General features: G+C 45.9%; 17 protein-coding genes. 6 read left to right on the forward strand and 11 right to left on the reverse strand.

Annotated elements, in window-relative coordinates:
* Positions 1-127: 127 nt before the first annotated feature.
* Positions 128-754 (forward strand): HPP family protein, encoded by a 627-nt coding sequence (locus DVG78_RS27450; protein ID WP_229598334.1) that lies wholly within the window; start codon positions 128-130, stop codon positions 752-754.
* A gap of 232 nt (positions 755-986) precedes the next feature.
* Here the strand turns inward: DVG78_RS27450 and fumC are convergent, their stop codons facing one another.
* A complete protein-coding gene (gene fumC, locus DVG78_RS27455; RefSeq protein ID WP_114464218.1) occupies positions 987-2,408 on the reverse strand; it encodes a class II fumarate hydratase in 1,422 nt (473 codons plus the stop codon).
* Positions 2,409-2,489: 81 nt separating this feature from the next.
* Between fumC and DVG78_RS27460 the strand changes: the two genes are divergently transcribed.
* The 4 genes from DVG78_RS27460 to DVG78_RS27475 all read left to right on the forward strand — a co-directional run bounded on the left by DVG78_RS27460 (position 2,490) and on the right by DVG78_RS27475 (position 6,181).
* Positions 2,490-2,777 (forward strand): hypothetical protein, encoded by a 288-nt coding sequence (locus DVG78_RS27460; RefSeq protein ID WP_147277189.1) that lies wholly within the window; start codon positions 2,490-2,492, stop codon positions 2,775-2,777.
* A 4-nt stretch (positions 2,778-2,781) separates the two neighbouring features.
* Complete coding sequence (locus DVG78_RS27465; RefSeq protein WP_114464220.1) at positions 2,782-3,045, forward strand: type II toxin-antitoxin system RelE family toxin; 264 nt, start codon at positions 2,782-2,784, stop codon at positions 3,043-3,045.
* 10 nt (positions 3,046-3,055) lie between these two features.
* On the forward strand, positions 3,056-4,720 hold the full coding sequence (locus DVG78_RS27470) for a UxaA family hydrolase (RefSeq protein WP_114464221.1): 1,665 nt from the start codon (positions 3,056-3,058) through the stop codon (positions 4,718-4,720).
* A gap of 243 nt (positions 4,721-4,963) precedes the next feature.
* A complete protein-coding gene (locus DVG78_RS27475; protein ID WP_114464222.1) occupies positions 4,964-6,181 on the forward strand; it encodes an MDR family MFS transporter in 1,218 nt (405 codons plus the stop codon).
* Between the two features lie 118 nt (positions 6,182-6,299).
* On the opposite strand, the gene DVG78_RS27480 is transcribed toward DVG78_RS27475, so the two are convergent.
* Both DVG78_RS27480 and DVG78_RS27485 read right to left on the reverse strand, forming a co-directional pair.
* Positions 6,300-6,527, reverse strand: coding sequence for a PspC domain-containing protein (locus DVG78_RS27480; RefSeq protein WP_114067049.1), 228 nt, complete (start codon positions 6,525-6,527; stop codon positions 6,300-6,302).
* 161 nt (positions 6,528-6,688) lie between these two features.
* On the reverse strand, positions 6,689-7,276 hold the full coding sequence (locus DVG78_RS27485) for a Uma2 family endonuclease (protein WP_114464223.1): 588 nt from the start codon (positions 7,274-7,276) through the stop codon (positions 6,689-6,691).
* Positions 7,277-7,680: 404 nt separating this feature from the next.
* Between DVG78_RS27485 and DVG78_RS27495 the strand changes: the two genes are divergently transcribed.
* On the forward strand, positions 7,681-9,408 hold the full coding sequence (locus DVG78_RS27495) for a GMC oxidoreductase (RefSeq protein WP_114464225.1): 1,728 nt from the start codon (positions 7,681-7,683) through the stop codon (positions 9,406-9,408).
* A 38-nt stretch (positions 9,409-9,446) separates the two neighbouring features.
* Here the strand turns inward: DVG78_RS27495 and DVG78_RS27500 are convergent, their stop codons facing one another.
* From DVG78_RS27500 to DVG78_RS27535, 8 genes are all read right to left on the reverse strand, one after another.
* On the reverse strand, positions 9,447-10,190 hold the full coding sequence (locus DVG78_RS27500) for a hypothetical protein (RefSeq protein ID WP_114464226.1): 744 nt from the start codon (positions 10,188-10,190) through the stop codon (positions 9,447-9,449).
* Positions 10,191-10,194: 4 nt separating this feature from the next.
* Complete coding sequence (locus DVG78_RS27505; RefSeq protein WP_114464266.1) at positions 10,195-10,743, reverse strand: YceI family protein; 549 nt, start codon at positions 10,741-10,743, stop codon at positions 10,195-10,197.
* Between the two features lie 24 nt (positions 10,744-10,767).
* On the reverse strand, positions 10,768-11,679 hold the full coding sequence (locus tag DVG78_RS27510) for a DUF5777 family beta-barrel protein (protein ID WP_114464227.1): 912 nt from the start codon (positions 11,677-11,679) through the stop codon (positions 10,768-10,770).
* Positions 11,680-11,723: 44 nt separating this feature from the next.
* Complete coding sequence (locus DVG78_RS27515; RefSeq protein WP_114464228.1) at positions 11,724-12,170, reverse strand: QcrA and Rieske domain-containing protein; 447 nt, start codon at positions 12,168-12,170, stop codon at positions 11,724-11,726.
* Positions 12,171-12,381: 211 nt separating this feature from the next.
* Positions 12,382-13,959, reverse strand: a complete 1,578-nt coding sequence (locus DVG78_RS27520) for a putative outer membrane beta-barrel protein (protein ID WP_114464229.1) — start codon at positions 13,957-13,959, stop codon at positions 12,382-12,384.
* A complete protein-coding gene (locus DVG78_RS27525; protein ID WP_114464230.1) occupies positions 13,956-14,516 on the reverse strand; it encodes an RNA polymerase sigma factor in 561 nt (186 codons plus the stop codon). Before DVG78_RS27525 ends, DVG78_RS27520 begins: the two co-directional genes overlap by 4 nt.
* A gap of 218 nt (positions 14,517-14,734) precedes the next feature.
* A complete protein-coding gene (locus tag DVG78_RS27530; protein WP_114464231.1) occupies positions 14,735-15,862 on the reverse strand; it encodes an efflux RND transporter periplasmic adaptor subunit in 1,128 nt (375 codons plus the stop codon).
* Between the two features lie 9 nt (positions 15,863-15,871).
* On the reverse strand, positions 15,872-20,218 hold the full coding sequence (locus DVG78_RS27535) for a CusA/CzcA family heavy metal efflux RND transporter (RefSeq protein WP_114464232.1): 4,347 nt from the start codon (positions 20,216-20,218) through the stop codon (positions 15,872-15,874).
* Positions 20,219-20,287 lie beyond the last annotated feature (69 nt).

The raw sequence follows: 20,287 nt of genomic DNA on the forward strand, positions 1-20,287 counted from the left end.
GAGGTCTCAAAAACGCAAATGATAATTTTATACGCTTATGCACTGAATATATTGAAATAATGATTCGATGGATTGACATCCAAATATCCTATAATCAGATAGTTACAAAATATCTTCGGCTTTAGTAATAGCCAAGTACATCGTTTATAAAGAAACGCTCGTTGATTCGGTAGAAAATTTTTGGTCATTTGCCGGCGCTTTTTTGGGGGTAGGCCTGATCGCTTTTCTACAAAGCGCCCTCTCCGAAACGGACAATTTGTTTTTAATTGGCTCGTTTGGGGCGTCTGCGGTACTCATTTTCGGTGCCATCCAAAGTCCGTTGGCCCAACCCCGCAATCTGGTGGGCGGGCATCTCATTTCGGCGTTGTTGGGGGTCACCATCTACCAACTTTTCCCCAATATCATCTGGCTTACGGCTCCGCTTGCGGTAGGGCTGTCTATCATCAGTATGCAAATCACCAAGACGTTGCACCCGCCTGGTGGGGCTACGGCGTTGATCGCAGTCATTGGTTCAGAAAAAGTAAAAGACCTTGGTTATTGGTTTGTGCTGACGCCCGTCGCTTCGGGGGTGTTCATCCTTCTGGTGGTGGCGCTTGTTTTCAACAACCTCACGCCCAACCGAAAATACCCTACCAACCGCCGATATTCAAGAACATTCAAATGGGCCATCATTCCAACCAAAAGGATATTGAAAAGGGTGCGAGGCAAGCGATACGTCATTGCAAGCATTTTGCAACACCGGCAAAGCAAATAACGGTAAGCCCTGAGGTCTGTTAGCAGTCGTCACGGCTCGGGCGATTCCGTATTCAGAGCCAAGCGACTGCGGAAAAATAGGACATATACAAATTTGTATATATACAAACTTGTATATACTTTGATAAAAACAAAAGGAAGTCGGCTGCGTTTGTAGCCGACTTCTCAGGGAAAAGAACCAAACTTTTACATTTAAAATTTTACATTCAAACTTTTTCGGTTCTAATAAGTCCTTACTTCAATCCACCCACCATATCTTCAGGACGAACCCATTCGTCAAACTGCTCGGACGTCATGTGTGTGAAATCCAAGCCTTTCAATTCAAATTCGAGAGAAGCCTGTTTGAGCGTAATGCCGCGCTTGTGCGCGTCTTGGGCAATTGCGGCCGCGTTGTAATATCCGATTTTGGGGTTCAGTGCCGTTACCAACATCAGTGAATTATTGACGTGTTTGCGGATATTTTCGGTCAATGGCTCGATACCTACCGCACATTTGTCATTGAACGCCACGCACACATCGCCGATCAAACGGGCCGAGTGCAGGAAGTTATAGATCATCACCGGCTTGAACACGTTCAACTCAAAGTGACCGTTGGAGCCGCCGATGTTGATGGCTACGTCGTTGCCCATCACCTGACAGGCCACCATGGTCATGGCTTCGCACTGCGTGGGGTTTACTTTGCCCGGCATGATAGAGCTGCCCGGTTCGTTGTCGGGAATGTGAATTTCGCCGATACCCGCACGCGGGCCCGACGAGAGCATCCGAACGTCATTGGCGATTTTCATCAAACTTACCGCCACGGTTTTCAAGGCACCGTGCGCTTCAACGATGGCATCGTGGGCAGCAAGGGCTTCAAATTTGTTCTCAGCCGTAATGAAAGGCAAGCCCGTCAACGCCGCAATATGTGCCGCTACATTTTCTGAATAACCTTTGGGTGTATTGATACCCGTACCAACCGCCGTACCGCCCAACGCCAACTCCGACAAGTGAGCTAAGGTGTTTTTAATGGCACGAAGTCCGTGGTTCAATTGTGACACATAGCCCGAAAATTCCTGACCGAGGGTCAGCGGTGTAGCGTCCATAAAGTGGGTACGACCGATTTTTACGACATCTTTGAAAGCTTCCGACTTGGCTTGGAGCGTATCACGAAGTTTTTCAATGCCCGGAATGGTGATTTCGCTCAAAATCTGATACGCCGCAATGTGCATCGCGGTTGGGAAAGTATCATTCGACGATTGCGATTTGTTGACGTCGTCGTTGGGGTTCAAGTATTTCTTTTCATCCAAAAGCGACCCGCCATTGATGACGTGTGCGCGGTAGGCAATCACCTCATTACAGTTCATGTTGGACTGAGTTCCGGAGCCAGTTTGCCACACCACCAACGGAAATTGGTCGTTGAGTTTACCGTCCAAAATTTCGTCACATACTTTGGCAATCAAGTTTTTCTTGTCTTCGGGAAGGATTCCTGCCTCAAAATTGGTGATGGCGGCGGCTTTTTTCAGGTATGCAAACGCCCGAATGATTTCTTTGGGCATTTTGTTAATATCTTGCGCAATCGGGAAATTCATGATAGAGCGCTGGGTTTGCGCGCCCCAATACACGTGAGCCGGTACTTCTACCTTGCCCATGGTGTCTTTTTCGATACGGTATTCCATTATTGTGATTGGATTTGAGATTATGGGAATCTTACATCAAGATTGGTAGCGCAAAAGTAAACACAAAACGCTGAATCGCTTTTGATAGAAGTCATAATCTCTCTAAATTTACCAAAAAAACAAAAGGCAATGGCTGCAACAGCAACTCTCCGAAAACAACGTCTTATGCTGGACATTGAAGTCACATTAAAACAAAAGAAGGCTTTGATGAGTGTACTTAAAGCATTGGATATTGAAATAAAGCAACGCGAGCTTACGGAAGAAGAAGAGGATACTGCCCTGTATTTGGCAATGGAGGAGGGAAAGAAAGAAGGGCGAGCTACTGAGAAAGAGAAAGAAGACTTTGAAAAATGGCTTTTTCAGAAATAACCGCATGAAATACGACTATGAGAATGCCTATTTGAGAGATGCCCAAAAGTTGCCTGAAGCCCTAAGATTATTGCTTCAAGAAGTGGTATTGTCAGTCAGAGAAGCCAAAACACTTCAAAATATCCCCAATCTCAAAAAACTTTCGGGTTATAAAAATGCCTACAGAATCCGGATAGGTGACTACCGCATTGGCCTTTATTTTGAAGGTGATGTACTCGTATTTGCCCGAATTTTACCCCGAAAAGAGATTTATCGCTTTTTCCCATAACTTATTTGATATGTTACATAAAGTCTTAAAAGTAAACTCCAACGATAACGTTATTGTGGCCCTGCGCGATTTGCCGGCGGGAGAAGTCGTTGATTTTGAGGGCGAAAGCTACCTGTTACCCTATACCGTTTACGCCAAACATAAATTTGTTACCCAAGACCTAGCCATCGGCGATGCCGTCATGATGTATGGTGTGTTGGTGGGTCGTGCTTCGCAACCCATCAAGCGCGGGGAACCCGTTACGACTTATAATTTAAAACATGATTCCGAGCCTTACAGTACAGCCAAGCGCCAACCTTACAGTTGGACTCCGCCTGATGTGAGCAAGTGGGTAGGCAGGACGTTTAAAGGCTACCGTCGTTCGGATGGCAAAGTGGGGACGTATAATTATTGGTTAGTAATACCGCTGGTATTTTGCGAGAACCGCAACGTGTTGACGCTGAAAGATGCTTTTGAACGCGAATTGGGCTATGCCCAACCCGATCTTTACCGCGATCAGGTGCGGGAATTTTTGCATTTGTACCAAAACGGGCAAATGGATGTCCTAAAGAAAATTGAGCCTTTTGTTAGCGTTGCTGCTCCAAGTACAGATGCCTCTGGCATGACAAAAAGACCTTTCAAAAACGTCGATGGCATCAAATTCCTTACGCACGAAGGCGGTTGCGGTGGTACGCGGCAGGATGCGCATACCCTGTGCTCGTTGTTTGCATCATATGCGGTGCACCCCAATGTGGCTGGAATTACGGTGTTGAGTTTGGGTTGTCAAAACTCCGAAGAGAAGATTTTGATGGACGAAATTCACAAGCGCAGCCCTTATTTTGATAAACCGTTGTACATTTTTGAACAACAGCAGGGCACCGAAGCACAGATGATGTCGATGGCCATAAAACAGACGTTTTTGGGCCTCATCAAAGCCGACAAACACGAGCGCGAAGACGTGCCCATTACCGAGCTGGTCGTGGGTTTGAAATGCGGCGGCTCGGACGGTTTCTCGGGCATTTCGGCCAATCCCGTTTTAGGTCAAGTCTCGGATATTTTGGTGGCCTTGGGTGGAAAAACGTTACTGGCTGAGTTTCCTGAACTCCACGGCGTGGAGCAGGAGTTGTTAAACCGTTGCGTTACGGAAGAAAAAGCGGCCAAGTTTGAAAGACTTATGCGCGATTATTCGGGCAAGGCCGATGCGGTCGGGTCGGCATTTGCGTTCAATCCTTCGCCCGGCAATATCAAAGATGGGCTCATTACCGATGCCATCAAATCAGCGGGTGCGGCCAAAAAAGGCGGCTCGGCCCCGATTCAGGACGTGACCAATTATACCGAAATATCATCCGAAAAAGGACTGCAACTTGTTTGCACGCCCGGCAATGACGTTGAAGCCACCACTGGTAAAACAGCCGCCGGCGCCACCGTAATTTTGTTTACGACCGGTTTGGGAACTCCCACGGGCAACCCGATTTGTCCCGTCATGAAAGTGTCTACCAACTCTACTTTGGCCCAAAAAATGTCAGATGTGATTGATTTTGACTGCGGCCCCGTCGTGACGGGCGAACAAACCATTGCCCAAAATGCCGATGCGTTGTTGGAAGAAATCATTCAGGTAGCGAGTGGCAAACTTACCCACGCCCAACGTTTGGCTCAAGATGATTTTATCCCCTGGAAACGAGGCGTTTCGTTGTAGCGTTCTGCTATCCGTCTGACGGAGTGGCCGTTTCCGTTCAAAACCGTCGGACGGGTATAGATTTATGCTAATCCCATTATTTTAATTGCATTTAAGCCGATGTTGGTGGAAAAACACCAACATCCCTTCGCTGGTCAGACTTCGCGGTTGTGCTGTTTGGTGTTTTCACCAAACAGGGCAGCAGCAACAGATTTTTAACGGTCAGTCGGTTTTAAATCTGCTGACCGTTAACTTTGCCGCATTATGTTACAGAAAACAGCCACACTTTATCGAAATGCCTACGGCGGTATCTCCCGCGAAATCTGGCTTTTGGCCTTTGTGATGTTCATCAATCGTTCGGGTACGATGGTGATTCCCTTCATGAGCGTATACTTGACCCAAGCCCTTCATTTCAGCCTGCCCAATGCCGGTTTGGTAGTGAGTTGTGCGGGGGCTGGTGGGATATTGGGGACGTATTTCGGCGGTAAACTGACCGATAAAGTAGGGCATTACTACGTTCAAATGGCAAGTTTGGCGTTGGGCGGTTTGATGTTTTTTGTGCTGATGCAAATGCGTACGCTGCCCGCTTTATGCGTCTCTACGTTTTGTTTGAGTCTGGTGGGAGAAGCTTTTCGCCCCGCCAATTCTACTTCTATTGCCTTTTACAGCACGCCCGAAAATCGCACGCGGGCGTATGCCATCAACCGTTTGGCCATCAATATCGGTTGGGCCATTGGGCCGGCGCTGGGTGGTTTTTTTGCTACCATTGGCTACAAATATTTATTCATCGCTGATGGCATTACCAATATTTCGGCGGCAGTGGTGCTGGCTTTATTGGTTAAAAATCGGGACAAAACCCACGCTGCCGAGTACGACAAAGATGCCGTAACGGTACCGGCTCAATCGGCTTTTCGGGATGGTATTTATATGCGTTTTGCGGTGTTTACCATTCTGTTTGCTATTGGATTTATGCAGTTTTTCAGCATTGTACCTGTATTTTGGAAGACAGAACTGCACGTCAACGAATTTTACATTGGCTTGCTTCTCGGGGCCAACGGACTGCTGGTAGCGGCCTTTGAAATGATTTTGATTTACTACATTGAGCCGTTACGTCCTAAACTCACCTTTATCAGTTGGGGGGTGCTTTTTTGCGGGTTTAGCTATTTGTTATTCATTGTTTTTCAAGGTTTTGTCTGGATTTTGCCGATTGCTGTAATGATCATCACACTCAGCGAAATGTTGGCTATGCCGTTCATGAACTCTTTCACAATGGAGCGCTCTACCCCGCAAAACAGAGGGCAGTATTCGGCATTGTATTCCATGTGCTACGCCATTGCCCAAGTGGCTGCTCCGGTGTTGGGCGGGCAAATTGCCGCCACTTACGGCTATTATGCCCTTTGGTGTGTTATTATTGGGTGTATGCTGGCGGCTTTTGTGGGCTTTCGTTGGGTACAGACCCTGATTGAGCAGGAGAAGCAGTAGTGCAGGCGGGTTCTCAAACCCGCTTTTGGCTCGGGATGTGAGTATCCCTTGGCACAAAAAAAATGCCGACCCTCTCCAAAGTCGGCATTCATTTGCAAACACTGTTTCACTTCAACCCCTAGATACGAATCACGCTCGTATCCGTTGATTCTTTAATGGCGGTCGGCAGTACTGCCCATAAAATGATGTAAATCATGACAGTAGGAAAGCCTGCGGTAAAGAAAAAAGCCAGCACAAACAGGATGCGTACCAGTGCGCGGTCTATCCCGAAATGATGCGCCATTCCAGCAGCAACTCCCCCGATAACTGATTGATTAGTAATGCGATATAATCTGTTTGTTTCCATGGCTATTTCAGTATTTTAATGCTTTGTTGATTATTCTTGGCTGTTTTGATGGGTCAAATGTAGGGGTGCTGTTGAAACTTGCCAAGGGGATTATAACCAACGGAAAAGGGGCTTGATGAATGGATGTTTTTGAAGATGGCCCGACTGATGGCCCGCAGAAATCAGTCAAATATGGCGGCCAATTCAATCTCAAAATCAGGAAAAACGCGTGAGATAAGTGTATCTTCGTCGGTGAGAGGGTGTAGGCCAATGTAAATCCCTTCTTCGTTTAATACGTACTGAAAAACGTTACGGTCGTCGGGCTGAACGAGCCAATATTCTTTAACCCCTGCTTCTTGGTAGGCATCAAATTTTTGCTTCATTTCTTTTTTTGTATTGCCTGGCGAAAGAATCTCTACCACCAAATCGGGGGCACCTACGCAGCCACGGTCGTCGAGCTTTTCGAGGTCGCAAATAACACACAGGTCGGGTTGTACTACCGTAAAGGTTTGCTTATCGCTGATTGCCCCTTTTTTTGGTAAGCGCACATCAAAAGGTGCCTGATATACTTTGCAGGGTCCTTTTTTGAATTTCTCCCAAAAAATACCCGATACATTCCAGACTATCTGTTGATGCTTTCGTGCTGGGGCGGGCGACATTTTGTAAACATAGCCCTTGATTAGTTCCAAACGCTCCTGAAACTGCCACGTCAGATAATCGGCGTAGCTGTATTGCTGGGTTAGGTCTAAGTCTTCAAATTTGGTAATCATGGTTTTTGCTTTTTAGGTGCTGCAAAGATACAGATTAAACCTCACCTGTTTTGAAAACCTGTGAGGTTTAGCGCGCCCCTCTACCACCGCTATCTCCTCCACCGACAGCCCGTAGAGGGCATACACGAGTGCGTCTATCTCAGCCTCTCACGCACTCGTATCCTCGCCGTTTTTCTTGCCTTCAATGATTCTTTTTCCTTGGGCTGTATATTCGGCAATCCACTCATAGACTTTCTTATTTTGGTTTTCGTTGTCTAAAAGCATAAAACGAGACTTTGATAAATAAAGGCTTCCTTTCAAATATAGGCAAACTTCAACCCAATCGTGTTTCAATATTTTAATTCAAATAACAGTAATTCAAAATTTAGTTTTCTTTTAAAGAAAAGCCATTACACCATTAGTTTATGTCTTACTTTAACATAGATTCCATCAAAGAACGCACCGGTGCGACGAATCGCTTCGACGCCATCGTCATCGGTACCGGTATCAGCGGAGGCTGGGCCGCCAAAGAACTGACCGGAAAAGGATTGCGCACGCTCGTTTTGGAGCGTGGGCGCGATGTAAAGCACATTACAGATTATCCAACGGCGATGAAAAATCCGTGGGAATTTCCGCATTTGGGTCAAGTGCCGCTTGAATTGAAACAAAAAAGCCCCGCGTCGAGCGGTCATTATATATTTAAAGAAGAAACGCTGCACTTTGTGGTGAAAGATTTTGAGCACCCGTTTGTGCAAGAGAAACCGTTTTCGTGGATGCGCGGCTATCAAGTGGGCGGACGCTCGTTGCTGTGGGCGAGGCAAACACAGCGCTGGTCGGATTTTGATTTTGAAGGCCCCGCTCGTGACGGTTTTGCGGTGGACTGGCCCATTCGCTACGATGACATTGCGCCTTGGTACAGCTACGTTGAGAAATTTGCGGGTATTTCGGGCAACAAAGACGGTTTGCCTAACCTACCCGACGGGGAGTTTTTGACGCCGCACGAAATGAGTTGTGTCGAAAAACATTTTAGTCAACAGGTCGCTAAAAACTACACCGACCGTCATATCATCATCGGTCGTACGGCCAATCTCACCGATCCCAAGCCGATTCATTACCAACAAGGCCGGGCTAAGTGCCAACACCGGGTGCTTTGTGAGCGCGGTTGCCCGTACGGCGGGTATTTTAGCACCAATGCGTCTACTTTGCCGTGGGCGGAGCGAACAGGCAAAATGACCCTGAAAACGCATTCGGTGGTGCATTCAATCATTTACGATGAACAAAAACAACGGGCAACGGGGGTGCGGGTAATAGATGCCAACACGAAGGAGATGACCGAATACTACGCCAAAATCATCTTTCTGAATGCCTCGGCGCTGAACTCCAATTTGATTCTGCTTAATTCAACCTCGAATCGTTTTCCTAATGGTTTCGGCAACGACAGCGGCGTGTTGGGAAAATACATTGGATTCCATAACTACCGTGGTCGAGTTTCTGCCGAATACGACGGTTTTCACGATACCACCACCGAGGGCAAACGGCCAAACGGTGCTTATGTGCCGCGTTTTAGGAATGTCTATAAACAAGAAACGGACTTTTTGAGGGGCTATGCGGCTTCGATGGGCTCGTCTAAATTGGGTGTTCCGACCGATGGAATGTTTGGGGAGGAACTCAAAGACCAGCTGTCCAAACCCTCCGAAGAGGGCTGGAATATCAGTGCCAATATGATGGGTGAGGTGCTGGCCAAAGAAAGCAATCATGTACGCCTTGACCCGAATCTGAAAGACGATTGGGGTATTCCGCAGTTGCGTATGTCGGTCGATTTTGATGACAATGACATGAAAATGGTAAAGGATTTTTACGAGCAATTTACCGAAATGTTCACCAAAGCAGGCTTCACCAATATCAAAACGATAGACACGAAGCGCGTGCCAGGCAACGAAAACCACGAAATGGGTGGTATCCGGATGGGCAAAGACCCCAAGACGTCGATGCTCAATAAATGGAACCAAATGCACGCCTGCAAAAATGTATTCGTGACCGACGGCGGTTGTATGACTTCAACAGCCACCCAAAATCCATCCCTGACCTACATGGCCCTGACGGCCCGGGCGGTCGATTATGCCGTGAAGGAAATGCGGAAGGGGAATATATAAATAATTTTGAATGTGGATAAAGAGGAATCGAAAACATTTTAGTCATTCTTCGCCCCTTGCAAAATCCATTTTTGGACTACTAATAATTGGCAATCCGTCAATTTTCCAGTCGGGGGCATGGGTGAGTAGCCTTGTTGCGAACTCATTGTGCCAAAAAGTCGTTGGTTGTCAACGTAAATTTTTACCCCTGTATAACTGTCTAATAGTACACTTCCTGAGGCAGCACCTGTTTTGTGGCAACCCACACAATAGGTGTCCAACAGGGGCTTCACTGATTTTGAGAAGGTTACATTGGTCGTATCCACGCTTACATTGCAGATTGTTTCCTTCGCGCCTTGTTGAATCCATTTAAGAAACAAGTCGGTTTGGGCCTTGGAGAGAGGCGCAGAAGGGGGCATTCGGTCTTTTCCTGTATCAATCATTACTTGGTATAGCTTGCTGCTGAGGGGCTTGCTGATATTGATGCCTTTGCTAGTGATGGTTTTATAGCTCGTTAATTCATATCCGTCTTCCTTACTTTTGGCATCATGGCAGCCGCTTGTGGCGCAATTGCTCACAATCAGCGGAAGGATTTGGGTATTGAAACAGACTTGGTCACTTGCCGTCGTGTTTGGAACAATCGTGCAGGTCAGGGCGATACCCGTAGCAGTATTTGTACCATTTGAGGGATTGGCCGGGTCGGGTGTAGTGGTTGACGTGGTTTCGGGGGTAGGTTTTTCGTAAAGGCAGGAGCCAAGCACCCCGATAATGCCAATAAAGAGGAGAAATTTAAGTGGTTCCATGGCTTTATTTTTTTTGGGTAAAGACAAAATGGTTTTTGACGGTCAGCGACTCGGCGATTTTGGCCATCACCAACGTCGGGATTTCTATTTTATGGTCAGCAAGTTTTACGTCGAAGTTACCGACAAAGGTTAATTGCTCTTTTCCAACCGTTAGTTTCCCCTTAATGACTCGTTCTTGTTTTACCCCGTGCATCTCTAAAATGCCCTTGGCAGATACATCATATACCCCTTCTTTTTTGAAATCAATCACTTCTTGAATCTTCCCTTTAAACGTCGAATTGGGATATTTTTCAGATTCCATGTAATTTTCATTGAAGTGCTCTTCCATGAGCTTATTGGGAAAGTGAAACGCTACATTCTGAATTCTCACGGCCACTTCCGACGTCGAAGTGTTGATAATTGCCGCCACCTGTTTATTAAGGGCAGAAATATTCTCTAAAGGGGTTTCGGAAAAAAAACTCGTTTCGCCCCCCTGCGTCATAAACAATTGCGCCTTTGCCTGAAAAGCAATAAAGTGTATGATAATCAATGAAATAACAAGCCTTGTTTTCATGATTGTTTGATTTTTGGAATACAATTATTTGTGTGTTTTCTTGGCGCTTTTATCAAAACTGAAGACCCTTGATACATTGAATCCGTAGAAGATATCACCGTTTTGCCACATTCCTTCGGTTTGGCCGATGAGGTATTTTTCGGTCATTCCCTTGGAGTTGGTGAAATGCAGTTGGAATACGTGGCCGCCCGTTTCGATGTCGAAGCCGATGGAAAGGGCATTTTTAAACTGTGGGTCACGTAGGGAAATTTCACCGGCCGAGGTAGGAGTGTAGTAATATTCTACGTTGAAAGACGTTCGGCGCGTCAATTTGAAGCGGCCGCCCATGCCCAAGCTATACAAAGTGTTGGCGTCGTTTTCGGTTTCTACTTTGTTGCGGTGTAGTATCGAAGGAGAAAGCTGCAACGAAACCCGCTCCCCAAATTTTCGGGCAATCAACAATTGCCCACAATAAGTTTGGCGTTCTAAATTGTTAAAAAAACGGGCATTGGGCTGAGAGGGCATCGTATTGGTGTAGGCCGCCGCCAACAATGCCACGGTGACGGGCATTACTTTGGCTCCTGAGGCTTGCCGCAACAGTTTGTACTTGGCATAATAATCATAGGTTTTTTGGTAGCTGTTACGCCCTACGCCAACTGTGAGGCGGTCAGTAAGGCCAAATTCAAATCCTAACCGAATTTGAGATTGATCCAGACCAAACAATTCCTGATACCCCGAATTCAACGCACCGAATCGGTGTGAGATTCTGAAGTCAAGGTGCTTAGCCGCGACGGTTTCAATCGAATGCCCCGATACGATACGGCTTGACTTGAAGGTAGCCGAGGTATAGTTCACAACTGGCTTTTGAATTTTATTGAGCTCATCCAACAAATCGTCTTGGGCGTGTGCCACAATCGCAACAAAGCTAATCAGTAGAAGAAGTGGGTATTTTTTCATTTTAAGGCGTTAGAGAAGTGTCAGGCTGAACGCCTGCATGATAGTTAAGCGGCTTTTACCGTAAGTGTGGTGCCATTGAGCGCAGTGGGATAAACAGTCAGCCCTTTTTTACCTTCAGTGTTCAGTCCTTTTCCTGTATTGTCGAAACGGGCTCCGTGAGCAGTGCAATAAAACTCCCCTGACCTATAGGTGATTTCGCGCCTTTGTTCGTGGCTACAGATGAGCGTTACAGCTACATAAGTGTCGGTACCTGTACGAGCTACCACTACATTTTGGGAGGAAAGTACCACATAACCATTATTGGCTTTGAGGGCGGAGTATTTGCTGTCGCTCAGGTCAAGTATAATATCTGCCGCTAAGGGAGTTACTGCTGAATCATTTTGGCAACTTGTGAGGCTATTTCCAGCACAATAGACAGCTACAAGAGCGGCCCCTTTTAATCCTAAATTCTTCAAAAATGCATGACGGTTGATTTTTTCTTGGTCAATCATTTTAAAATTCTGGTTACGTGGGATTGCATGTTTTCGTCAGTAAGAGGGTAATTTTGAAGAAAAGGTGGGGTGATCCACAAAAAAAAGTGCCGAACATTGTTGGTCGGCACTTTTTAAAAGAGGGATTTTTCTTTTGGAGGTGTTTTTTACCTGCAAACGTATTGGCGGTGATAAAACCACCAATGGCGTACTTTTTAAAGAGAAGGATTTCTTATTTTTTCAATTGATATTTTAGCCCAAAACGGCATCCAAATCCGCCCACAAACGTCCGGAGAGGCAAATTTTGAACCATACTTTTAATTCCGGTTTGATAGTAGGGTTCTCCAAATACACTCCAATGTTGACCATAACGTATTTCTGCTCCTAACCCAACATTCAACCCAATATTTGCGCTTGTATTTTGGAAATGGGTAAGTGTTGTATAAAAATCGTGGCCGTCTGGCTCATATATTTCAACTTTCATTTGCTGCTTTGTGGGGGTGGCCCAGTAGCCACCAACAAGGGCATAGAGTTTTAAATTGGTGTTTCTTTGCTCAAACCAGTGCAGTTTCTGACGGTAAAAATCATAACTGAATGCCAACGGAATGCGTAAAAATTGCACAAAATTATCTTCGTCACTTTCAAGCACTACTCTACTGCCTACCGCTGGGTTGGAAGTGTAGGAATCTCCAGGGATTTGGGCAATGCCAAAGACCGTTTTTTTGAAAAATGTGGGCTGACCGTTTATATCCTGAGCAATCAAGGTTTCTTTACTCAGTCCAGAATGTTCAAAGCGGATGGTTTGGTGTTCCAGACCCGTTAACAGGTTTAGTTTGTCGGATAGTTTAATGCCAACACGCATACCAGCCACTTGGGTGCTTGTAATACTTTCGTGACCAAACTCAAAAGCATCAATATTGTCTCTTCTTAGATTAAGTTTATTGAGCTCTGGGGCATAATAAGCCGATAACGAAAGCCGCTCACTGAAAGGCTGACGAGGTTTTTTAGGTTTTGCAGTTGATTGATTCTTAGATTTATAATGAATTTTGGGAATGTTCAGGTGCGGTACATTTGAATAATTCAACGGCTCTAAGAAATCAAGATTCAGTAAGTTGTTTTCTGCACCCATTAACGCCTCGGGCGTATATTTTAGGTCGGCTGTCGGTGGCACGATGTTTTCGGTCAGGGCTTGGTTTTTAGCCATATTTTGGCCGTAAGATTCAACTTTGCCAGCCTGTTTTCGGCGATTTAGGTTTTGGGAGAGAGGTTGGCTATTGAAAATGCTGTGTTTAGGGTTGTCAGATTCATTATTTTTAACAATATTTTTTGAATCGAATGACCTATTTTTATGAACTCCGATTTTAGGATGTAAAGTAGCGGTTTCTTCATTCGGTAAAGTTTTAGGATTTTTGTTAGTATTAAATTGATTATCAGGTTCTTCGTGATGATTTTGAGCTAAATCAGGGCCGTCGTCGATGGATTCAGGAATGGGCACCCGAATGTAAACCCGCTCCGTTCGGGTAATATAAACGGTGTCGGTTTGTTTGACTTTTAGTATCTGCTGAACTACCGACTTCTGCTGTACGGGGGCGTTTTCTTTTAGCAATACATAGCCCGTGCTGCCCAACAGCAGCATGACTATGCCCAAGGCGGCTTTAAGCCAACCATTTTCTGTTTGGAGTCGGCCCAACTGCATTTGGAGCACATTGGCCCGCATGGTATCCAAATTGGTTGTGGGTGGTTCGAACGACATCCGTTCAATCATCGTACGAAAGGTTTCGTCTAGTTTGTGTGGTTCTTGCTCGCTCATATCGAACGGGTTTTAGCTTCTTTGTTCATCATCAAAATCTTCTTCTGTAGCAGTCGGCGGGCATCTTGCAAGTTTGATTTAGAGGTGCCTTCGCCAATACCCAATTGCTTAGCGATTTCCTGGTGTTTGAATCCCTCAAAAACGTATAAGTTGAACACCATCCGGTAGGACGGGGGCAAGCTTTGTACCAAAAGTAATAATTCGTCGGCTGAAAGCTGGCTTTCAATATCTTCGTCGGCAATGGGTTGGGAATGTTCGTTCAACAGCGAAATATCATCCAATTGACGACTTGGCTTGACATTCTTTTTATAATGTTCAAGTGAAACATTGACCATTATGCGTCGTATCCAACCTTCAAACGACCCCTCATTGCGGAAGCGGTGCAATTCCTGAAAAACTTTCATAAACCCTTCTTGCAAAAGATCTTTGGCGTCTTCATAATCACTCACATACCGTTTGCATACCACCATCATTTTGGGGGCATACCGTTGATAGAGGCGTTCATAAGCAAATGATTCTCCTCGCAAACAGGCTTTTATGAGCTGACTTTCCGGCAAAATATTATAAGGTTTAGTGATAAATCATATGAACATATCATCTATTCGGAGAGTCTTATTTTTATCATAGGAGTCGGTATTTAGGAATGAATATTGTTCTCAATCCGTCTATCTCAAACAAGATGACAAAAGGCTCAAAAGGGTGGGGCGACCCATAAAATATAGTTGGATTTTGCACGGATTTGTGCAAAATCCAACGGACAGCAAGTCGGATTTAATTACTCCTCCGACTTATTTTTAAGACTCATCAGCAAGGCATACGCTCCTTTTATCACAAAGGTTTGATTGGTTTTATCGGGGTTGACCAGTTCCGTAAAACCATTTTCATTGTTGCCGATTTGCACTTCTTTCATCTCAAATTCATTGGTGGCCTTCTTGATAAAAGCATAGTGTTTGCCTTCGTAGCGTACAATGGCGTCTTCGGGCAGTACGTAGGCGCTGTTGTTTTTGACTTCTACTTCGGCATTCATATAAGTGCCTGGAATAAGGGCTTTGTCGTAGTTTTTGAAATGGCACTGCACTTCGCTCACTCGGTCGGCGGTAAGGTCTTTGCCAATCATAATCACTTCCGAAACATACTTTTTATCAGGGCGGGTGTTGGTAAAAGTCAGGATTTTTTGCCCGATAAAAAGCTTATCTACGTCTTTTTCAAACACTTTCAACGCTAGGTGAATATCGGTCGGATTGATGAGTTCAAACATTACTTCGGTCGGTGAGACGTACTTACCGATGTTGCTGTTGATTTTAGACACATAGCCGCTGATGGGCGAATAGATAGTGACGGTGCGAGAAATGTTGTTTTCGCTCAACTTCTCGGGGTTAATACCCGCCAATTTCAATTTTTCGGACAAGGCACTCAACAATACCCGCTGCCCTCTAAACTCCGCTTCAGATTGCTGATAGACCTTGTCGCTGCTGGCTTTGCTCAGGTTGAGGTCTTTTTGGCGCAGGTACTCGTTTTCCAGAAAATTGATTTTGGATTTGGCGGTCAAATAGTCTTGCTGAAGCTGAATGTATTGTTGGTCTTCCATCACGGCCAAAAGCTGCCCTTTGCGCACGTTCATTCCCACCAACAAATCTGTGTTTTTCAAATAACCGCCCATCGGTACGCTGATGGAAATCACATTTTGCGGTGGCACTTCAATCTTCCCGTTGACTTTCAGCACCGACGAGATTTGCTTTTGCTCTAAACTGCCCGTCACAATTCCCGCATTTTTGATTTGAATATCGGTGAGTTTGATGGCGTTTTCGTTGGTTGACACCGCCGCCGTTTGTTCTTCGGTCGTTTTGCTGCCGCAAGCGGTCAATAGTCCAAGAATTAGGATGAATATGAGTGTATTTTTCATGGTGATTGTCTATTTATTGTTGAAATAATTGAGTTGAATAACGGCCTCATTCAGGTTCCGAATGGCTTCTACGTAGTCGTTTCTGACGGTGGTGGCCTGATTTACCAATTGCACCCATTCGAGGTAATTGATATTTCCCGCAAACAACTGTTGGTTGGCCGTGGTCGTAATCAAACGGGCGTTGGCCAAGGCCGTATTTTCAAAATAAGCCACCGTTTGAGAGAATTTATTGTGCTGATTTTGAGCCGTTTTATACTCAGTATCCAATGATTGAAAACCCACCGAATAATTACTTTCAGCCACGAGTTGCAGCACTTTGGCACTGTTGATTTGGGCTTTTTGGGCCGTCGTAAAAATAGGAATCCCAACCCCCAACTGCACCGACTGAAATCGGTGAAGGCCCGAATAGGTTTTATTGTCAGCCCCCACGCCCCGAATGCTGCCGTTGTTGTACATCACCGAAAGGTTGGGAAGAAATCGTGCTTTTTCGACCTCAACCGAAGCCGCCGCAATGGCTCGTTGTTGTTTCAATAATTGTATGAATGGATGTTCGTTTAACGACAATTCAGTGGCCGTTCGGGCAAGTTTGAAGTTATTGGCAGAAGGGGTAAAAGTAGTGGACGTATTGAGCAACAACTGAAACTGCAACTGCATCATGTCGATATCCTGCAAAAGCTGATTGAGTTGCGTCGTAATTTGTCCCAATTGGGTTTCTGCGGTTGCTTTTTCCAGCACGTTGCTTTCGCCTTTCGACAAACGCAACTCGGCCCTTTTGAAAAAATCGGTGTAAAGCGTGTCGGCAAATTGCAGCAATTGTTGCTTTTGCTGTAAATACAGTAATCCGTAAAAAACCTGCGTCACCTGTTTTTTTAACAAAACTTCTCGTACGTTGACCGCCAGAATGCTTCGTTTCCATTCTTCGTTCAACAGATTTTTTTTTGTGTTATAGACTTTCGGAAAACTGAACGCCTGTCCGATGCCGATTTTTGAGTCCACATACGCACTGTTGATTTGCCCAATTTCGGCGGTGGCATTGGCCTGCGGTAAGTTCCTGGCCGTTTTCAGCAACGCCTGTTGGTAGGTCGAAATCAGTTTTTCATTTTTTACCAACAGGTTGTTTTTCAAGGCTGTATCAATGGCCGCTTGCAAGGTAATGGGCATTTGGGCTTGGGTATGATTGCTCCAAAGGGAGAATCCTAAAAGCAGAATGGTTGTGGCCGTTGCTATTTTAGGAGGTTTTACCCCCACTTTTTCAAAAACCATGTACAAAACGGGCAGCACAAACAGCGTCAAAAACGTAGCAATTAGCAGCCCGCCAATCACGACCGTAGCCAAGGGGCGTTGTACTTCGGCCCCTGCGCCGTTGCTGAGGGCCATCGGCAAAAAGCCTAAGGACGCCACAAAAGCCGTCATCAAAACGGGACGAAGCCGCACTTTTGTGCCATCCAAAATAATGCTTTTTGTATCTTCCAATCCGCTTGCTTTGAGACGATTAAACTCAGCAATCAGTACAATGCCGTTCAAAACCGCCACGCCAAACAAAGCAATAAACCCTACCCCTGCACTGATGCTGAACGGCATCCCCCGCATCGCCAAAAACAAAATACCGCCAATGGCCGACAGCGGAATAGCCGAGTAAATCAGTAGGCCTTGCTTGACGGAATTGAAGGCAAAAAAGAGCAATAAAAATATCAATATCAGCGACACGGGTACGGCAATCATCAGGCGTTCTTTGGCGGCGTTGAGGTTTTCAAATGCTCCGCCGTAGGTCACATAATAGCCGGTAGGAAAGCGCAATTGCTTATCTACCTTGGCTTGCAGTTCGGTCACAATCGTCTGCACGTCGCGGCCACGAACGTTGAACCCTACAACAATTCGTCGTTTGGCATCTTCGCGTTGAATTTGATTGGGTCCTTCTTTGATTTGAACATCAGCCAATTGATACAGCGGAATTTGTGTGCCTTGTGGCGTAGGAATCAGCAGGTTTTGCACTGCGGTCACGTCCTTTTTCTGCTCGCCGCTGAGGCGTACGACCAAATCAAACCGCTTTTCACCCTCAAAAACCATCCCGCTGCTTTGCCCCGCAAAAGCCGTATTGACCACTCGGTTGATGTCGGCAATGTTGAGATTGTATTGAGCAATGGCATTTCGGTTGTACTGAATAATGATTTGCGGCATTCCCGATACTGCCTCTACATACAAGTTTTTTGCCCCTTCCACGGTATTGATGAGACCGCCCAGTTTATGGGCATAAGCCGCCAAGGTATCCAAATCTTCCCCAAAAATCTTGCAAACCACGTCTTGCCGCGCCCCCGTCATCAGTTCGTTGAAACGCATCTGAACAGGATACTGAAAACCTGCTGTCACGCCGGGGATTTCGGCCAAGGCCGTTCCCATTTTTTCGGCCAATTCGTTAAAGGTTTTCGCCGAGGTCCACTCGTTTTTGTCCTTTAAAATCACCATCATATCGCTGGCTTCCATTGGCATAGGGTCGGTGGGAACTTCTCCGCTACCTATTTTGGTCACCACTTTTTCCACTTCGGGGAAACGGCTTTTGAGAATGTGGGCCGCTTTTTGGGTATTGGCAATGGTTGTGGTCAAGTTGCTTCCTGTCAGCACCCGCGTGTCCACCGCAAAATCGCCTTCTTCCAAGGCAGGAATGAACTCGCCGCCCAAGGTTGAGAAAACAAAAAGAGCCAAAACAAAAAGGGAAATGGTAGCGATTAAGACCGTTTTAGGAAAATCAACGACTTTATTCAGCGCATTTTGATAGGCATTTTCTACCTTGGCCATGAGTCGGTCTGAGAAGTTGAGGTCGTGTTTGATTTTCTTGCTCAAAAACACCGAACTCATCATGGGAATGTAGGTCAGCGACAGGATAAACGCTCCCAATAACGCAAACGCCACCGTCTGCGCCATGGGTTTAAACATCTTTCCTTCGATACCTTGCAGCGTAAAAATGGGCAGATACACCACCAAAATGATGATTTGACCAAATACCGCACTGTTCATCATCTTGCTGGCCGATTGGTTTACCTCAATATCCATTTGAGTTTGGCTAATCTGAGAAATGCCGCTAAATTTCTTGTTATGAGACAGTTGGTGCATGACGGCTTCGACAATAATCACCGTCCCATCCACAATCAACCCAAAATCTAGCGCCCCCAAGCTCATCAAATTGCCACTGACGCCGAAGAGATTCATCATGATGATGGCAAACAACATTGCCAACGGAATGACCGATGCTACCAAAAGTCCTGCACGAAAATTTCCGAGAAACAGCACCAAGACAAAAATGACAATCAGCGCCCCTTCCAACAGGTTTTTTTCGACGGTGCTAATGGCGTTGTTCACCATTTTGGTTCTGTCCAAAAACGGTTCAATCACTACGCCTTCGGGCAGGGTTTTCTGAATTTGGGCAATGCGCTCTTTCACTACTTTAATCACTTCGCTGCTGTTAGCACCTTTCAACATCATCACCACCGCACCCGCTACTTCGCCTTGGTCGTTGTAGGTCATGGCCCCAAAACGAGTGGTAAAGCCGATTTTTACGTCGGCTACATCGCCGATGAACAGGGGCGTGCCACCACTGAGGCTTTTGATGGAAATGTTTTTAATGTCGTCCATGCCACCCACTAAACCTTCGCTGCGGATATACAAAACGGTGGAAGCTTTTTCGATGTACGAGCCGCCCGTATTTTGGTTGTTGTTTTCGAGGGCTTTGAAAACGTCGTTGATGGTGATGTTGTTGGCTTGTAATTTGGCGGGGTCCACTTCGATGGAATACTGTTTGAGCTTTCCGCCAAAACTGCTGACTTCGGCCACGCCTTTGACGCCCAACAATTGCCGACGCACAATCCAATCCTGAATGGTGCGCAGGTCGGTTTCGTTGTATTTGCCTTCGTAGCCGTCTTTGGGACGCACCACGTATTGGTAAATTTCACCCAAACCCGTCGTAACAGGGCCTAATTCTGGCACACCAACACCTTGAGGAATAACGGATTGTACTTTTTGCAAACGCTCGGCCACTTGTTGGCGTGCCCAGTAAATATCAGTTGCATCGTCAAACACAATGGTAACAAGCGACAGCCCAAATCGGGAAAAACTTCGGATTTCGTGCATTCCTGATATGTTGCTGTTGGCCTGCTCAATGGGAAACGTAACGAGACGTTCAATATCGGTAGCCCCAAAAGACGGAGCAATGGTAATGACCTGAACCTGATTGTTGGTAATGTCGGGAACGGCGTCAATGGGCAGTTTGGTAACTTCGTAGGTACCATAGCCGAGGAGGGCAATGACAAACAGCCCGATGATGAGTTTATTCCTGACGGAAAACTCGATGATTGAATTTAACATAAAAATAGAATTTAATGAAACAACGGAACACCTTCATCGCACTTGATGAAGGATAAATAAGGAGACATA

This window comes from Runella aurantiaca (assembly GCF_003339505.1).
GTDB lineage: Bacteria > Bacteroidota > Bacteroidia > Cytophagales > Spirosomataceae > Runella > Runella aurantiaca.

What these genes read in the sequence shown, in the direction of transcription:
- fumC (WP_114464218.1), bottom strand. Translation starts at nt 2,408, where the DNA reads ATGGAATACCGTATCGAAAAAGACACCATGGGCAAGGTAGAAGTACCG.
- DVG78_RS27470 (WP_114464221.1), top strand. Translation starts at nt 3,056, where the DNA reads ATGTTACATAAAGTCTTAAAAGTAAACTCCAACGATAACGTTATTGTG.
- DVG78_RS27510 (WP_114464227.1), bottom strand. Translation starts at nt 11,679, where the DNA reads ATGAAAAAATACCCACTTCTTCTACTGATTAGCTTTGTTGCGATTGTG.
- DVG78_RS27480 (WP_114067049.1), bottom strand. Translation starts at nt 6,527, where the DNA reads ATGGAAACAAACAGATTATATCGCATTACTAATCAATCAGTTATCGGG.
- DVG78_RS27495 (WP_114464225.1), top strand. Translation starts at nt 7,681, where the DNA reads ATGTCTTACTTTAACATAGATTCCATCAAAGAACGCACCGGTGCGACG.
- DVG78_RS27530 (WP_114464231.1), bottom strand. Translation starts at nt 15,862, where the DNA reads ATGAAAAATACACTCATATTCATCCTAATTCTTGGACTATTGACCGCT.
- DVG78_RS27500 (WP_114464226.1), bottom strand. Translation starts at nt 10,190, where the DNA reads ATGGAACCACTTAAATTTCTCCTCTTTATTGGCATTATCGGGGTGCTT.
- DVG78_RS27535 (WP_114464232.1), bottom strand. Translation starts at nt 20,218, where the DNA reads ATGTTAAATTCAATCATCGAGTTTTCCGTCAGGAATAAACTCATCATC.
- DVG78_RS27475 (WP_114464222.1), top strand. Translation starts at nt 4,964, where the DNA reads ATGTTACAGAAAACAGCCACACTTTATCGAAATGCCTACGGCGGTATC.
- DVG78_RS27485 (WP_114464223.1), bottom strand. Translation starts at nt 7,276, where the DNA reads ATGATTACCAAATTTGAAGACTTAGACCTAACCCAGCAATACAGCTAC.
- DVG78_RS27515 (WP_114464228.1), bottom strand. Translation starts at nt 12,170, where the DNA reads ATGATTGACCAAGAAAAAATCAACCGTCATGCATTTTTGAAGAATTTA.
- DVG78_RS27520 (WP_114464229.1), bottom strand. Translation starts at nt 13,959, where the DNA reads ATGAGCGAGCAAGAACCACACAAACTAGACGAAACCTTTCGTACGATG.
- DVG78_RS27505 (WP_114464266.1), bottom strand. Translation starts at nt 10,743, where the DNA reads ATGAAAACAAGGCTTGTTATTTCATTGATTATCATACACTTTATTGCT.
- DVG78_RS27465 (WP_114464220.1), top strand. Translation starts at nt 2,782, where the DNA reads ATGAAATACGACTATGAGAATGCCTATTTGAGAGATGCCCAAAAGTTG.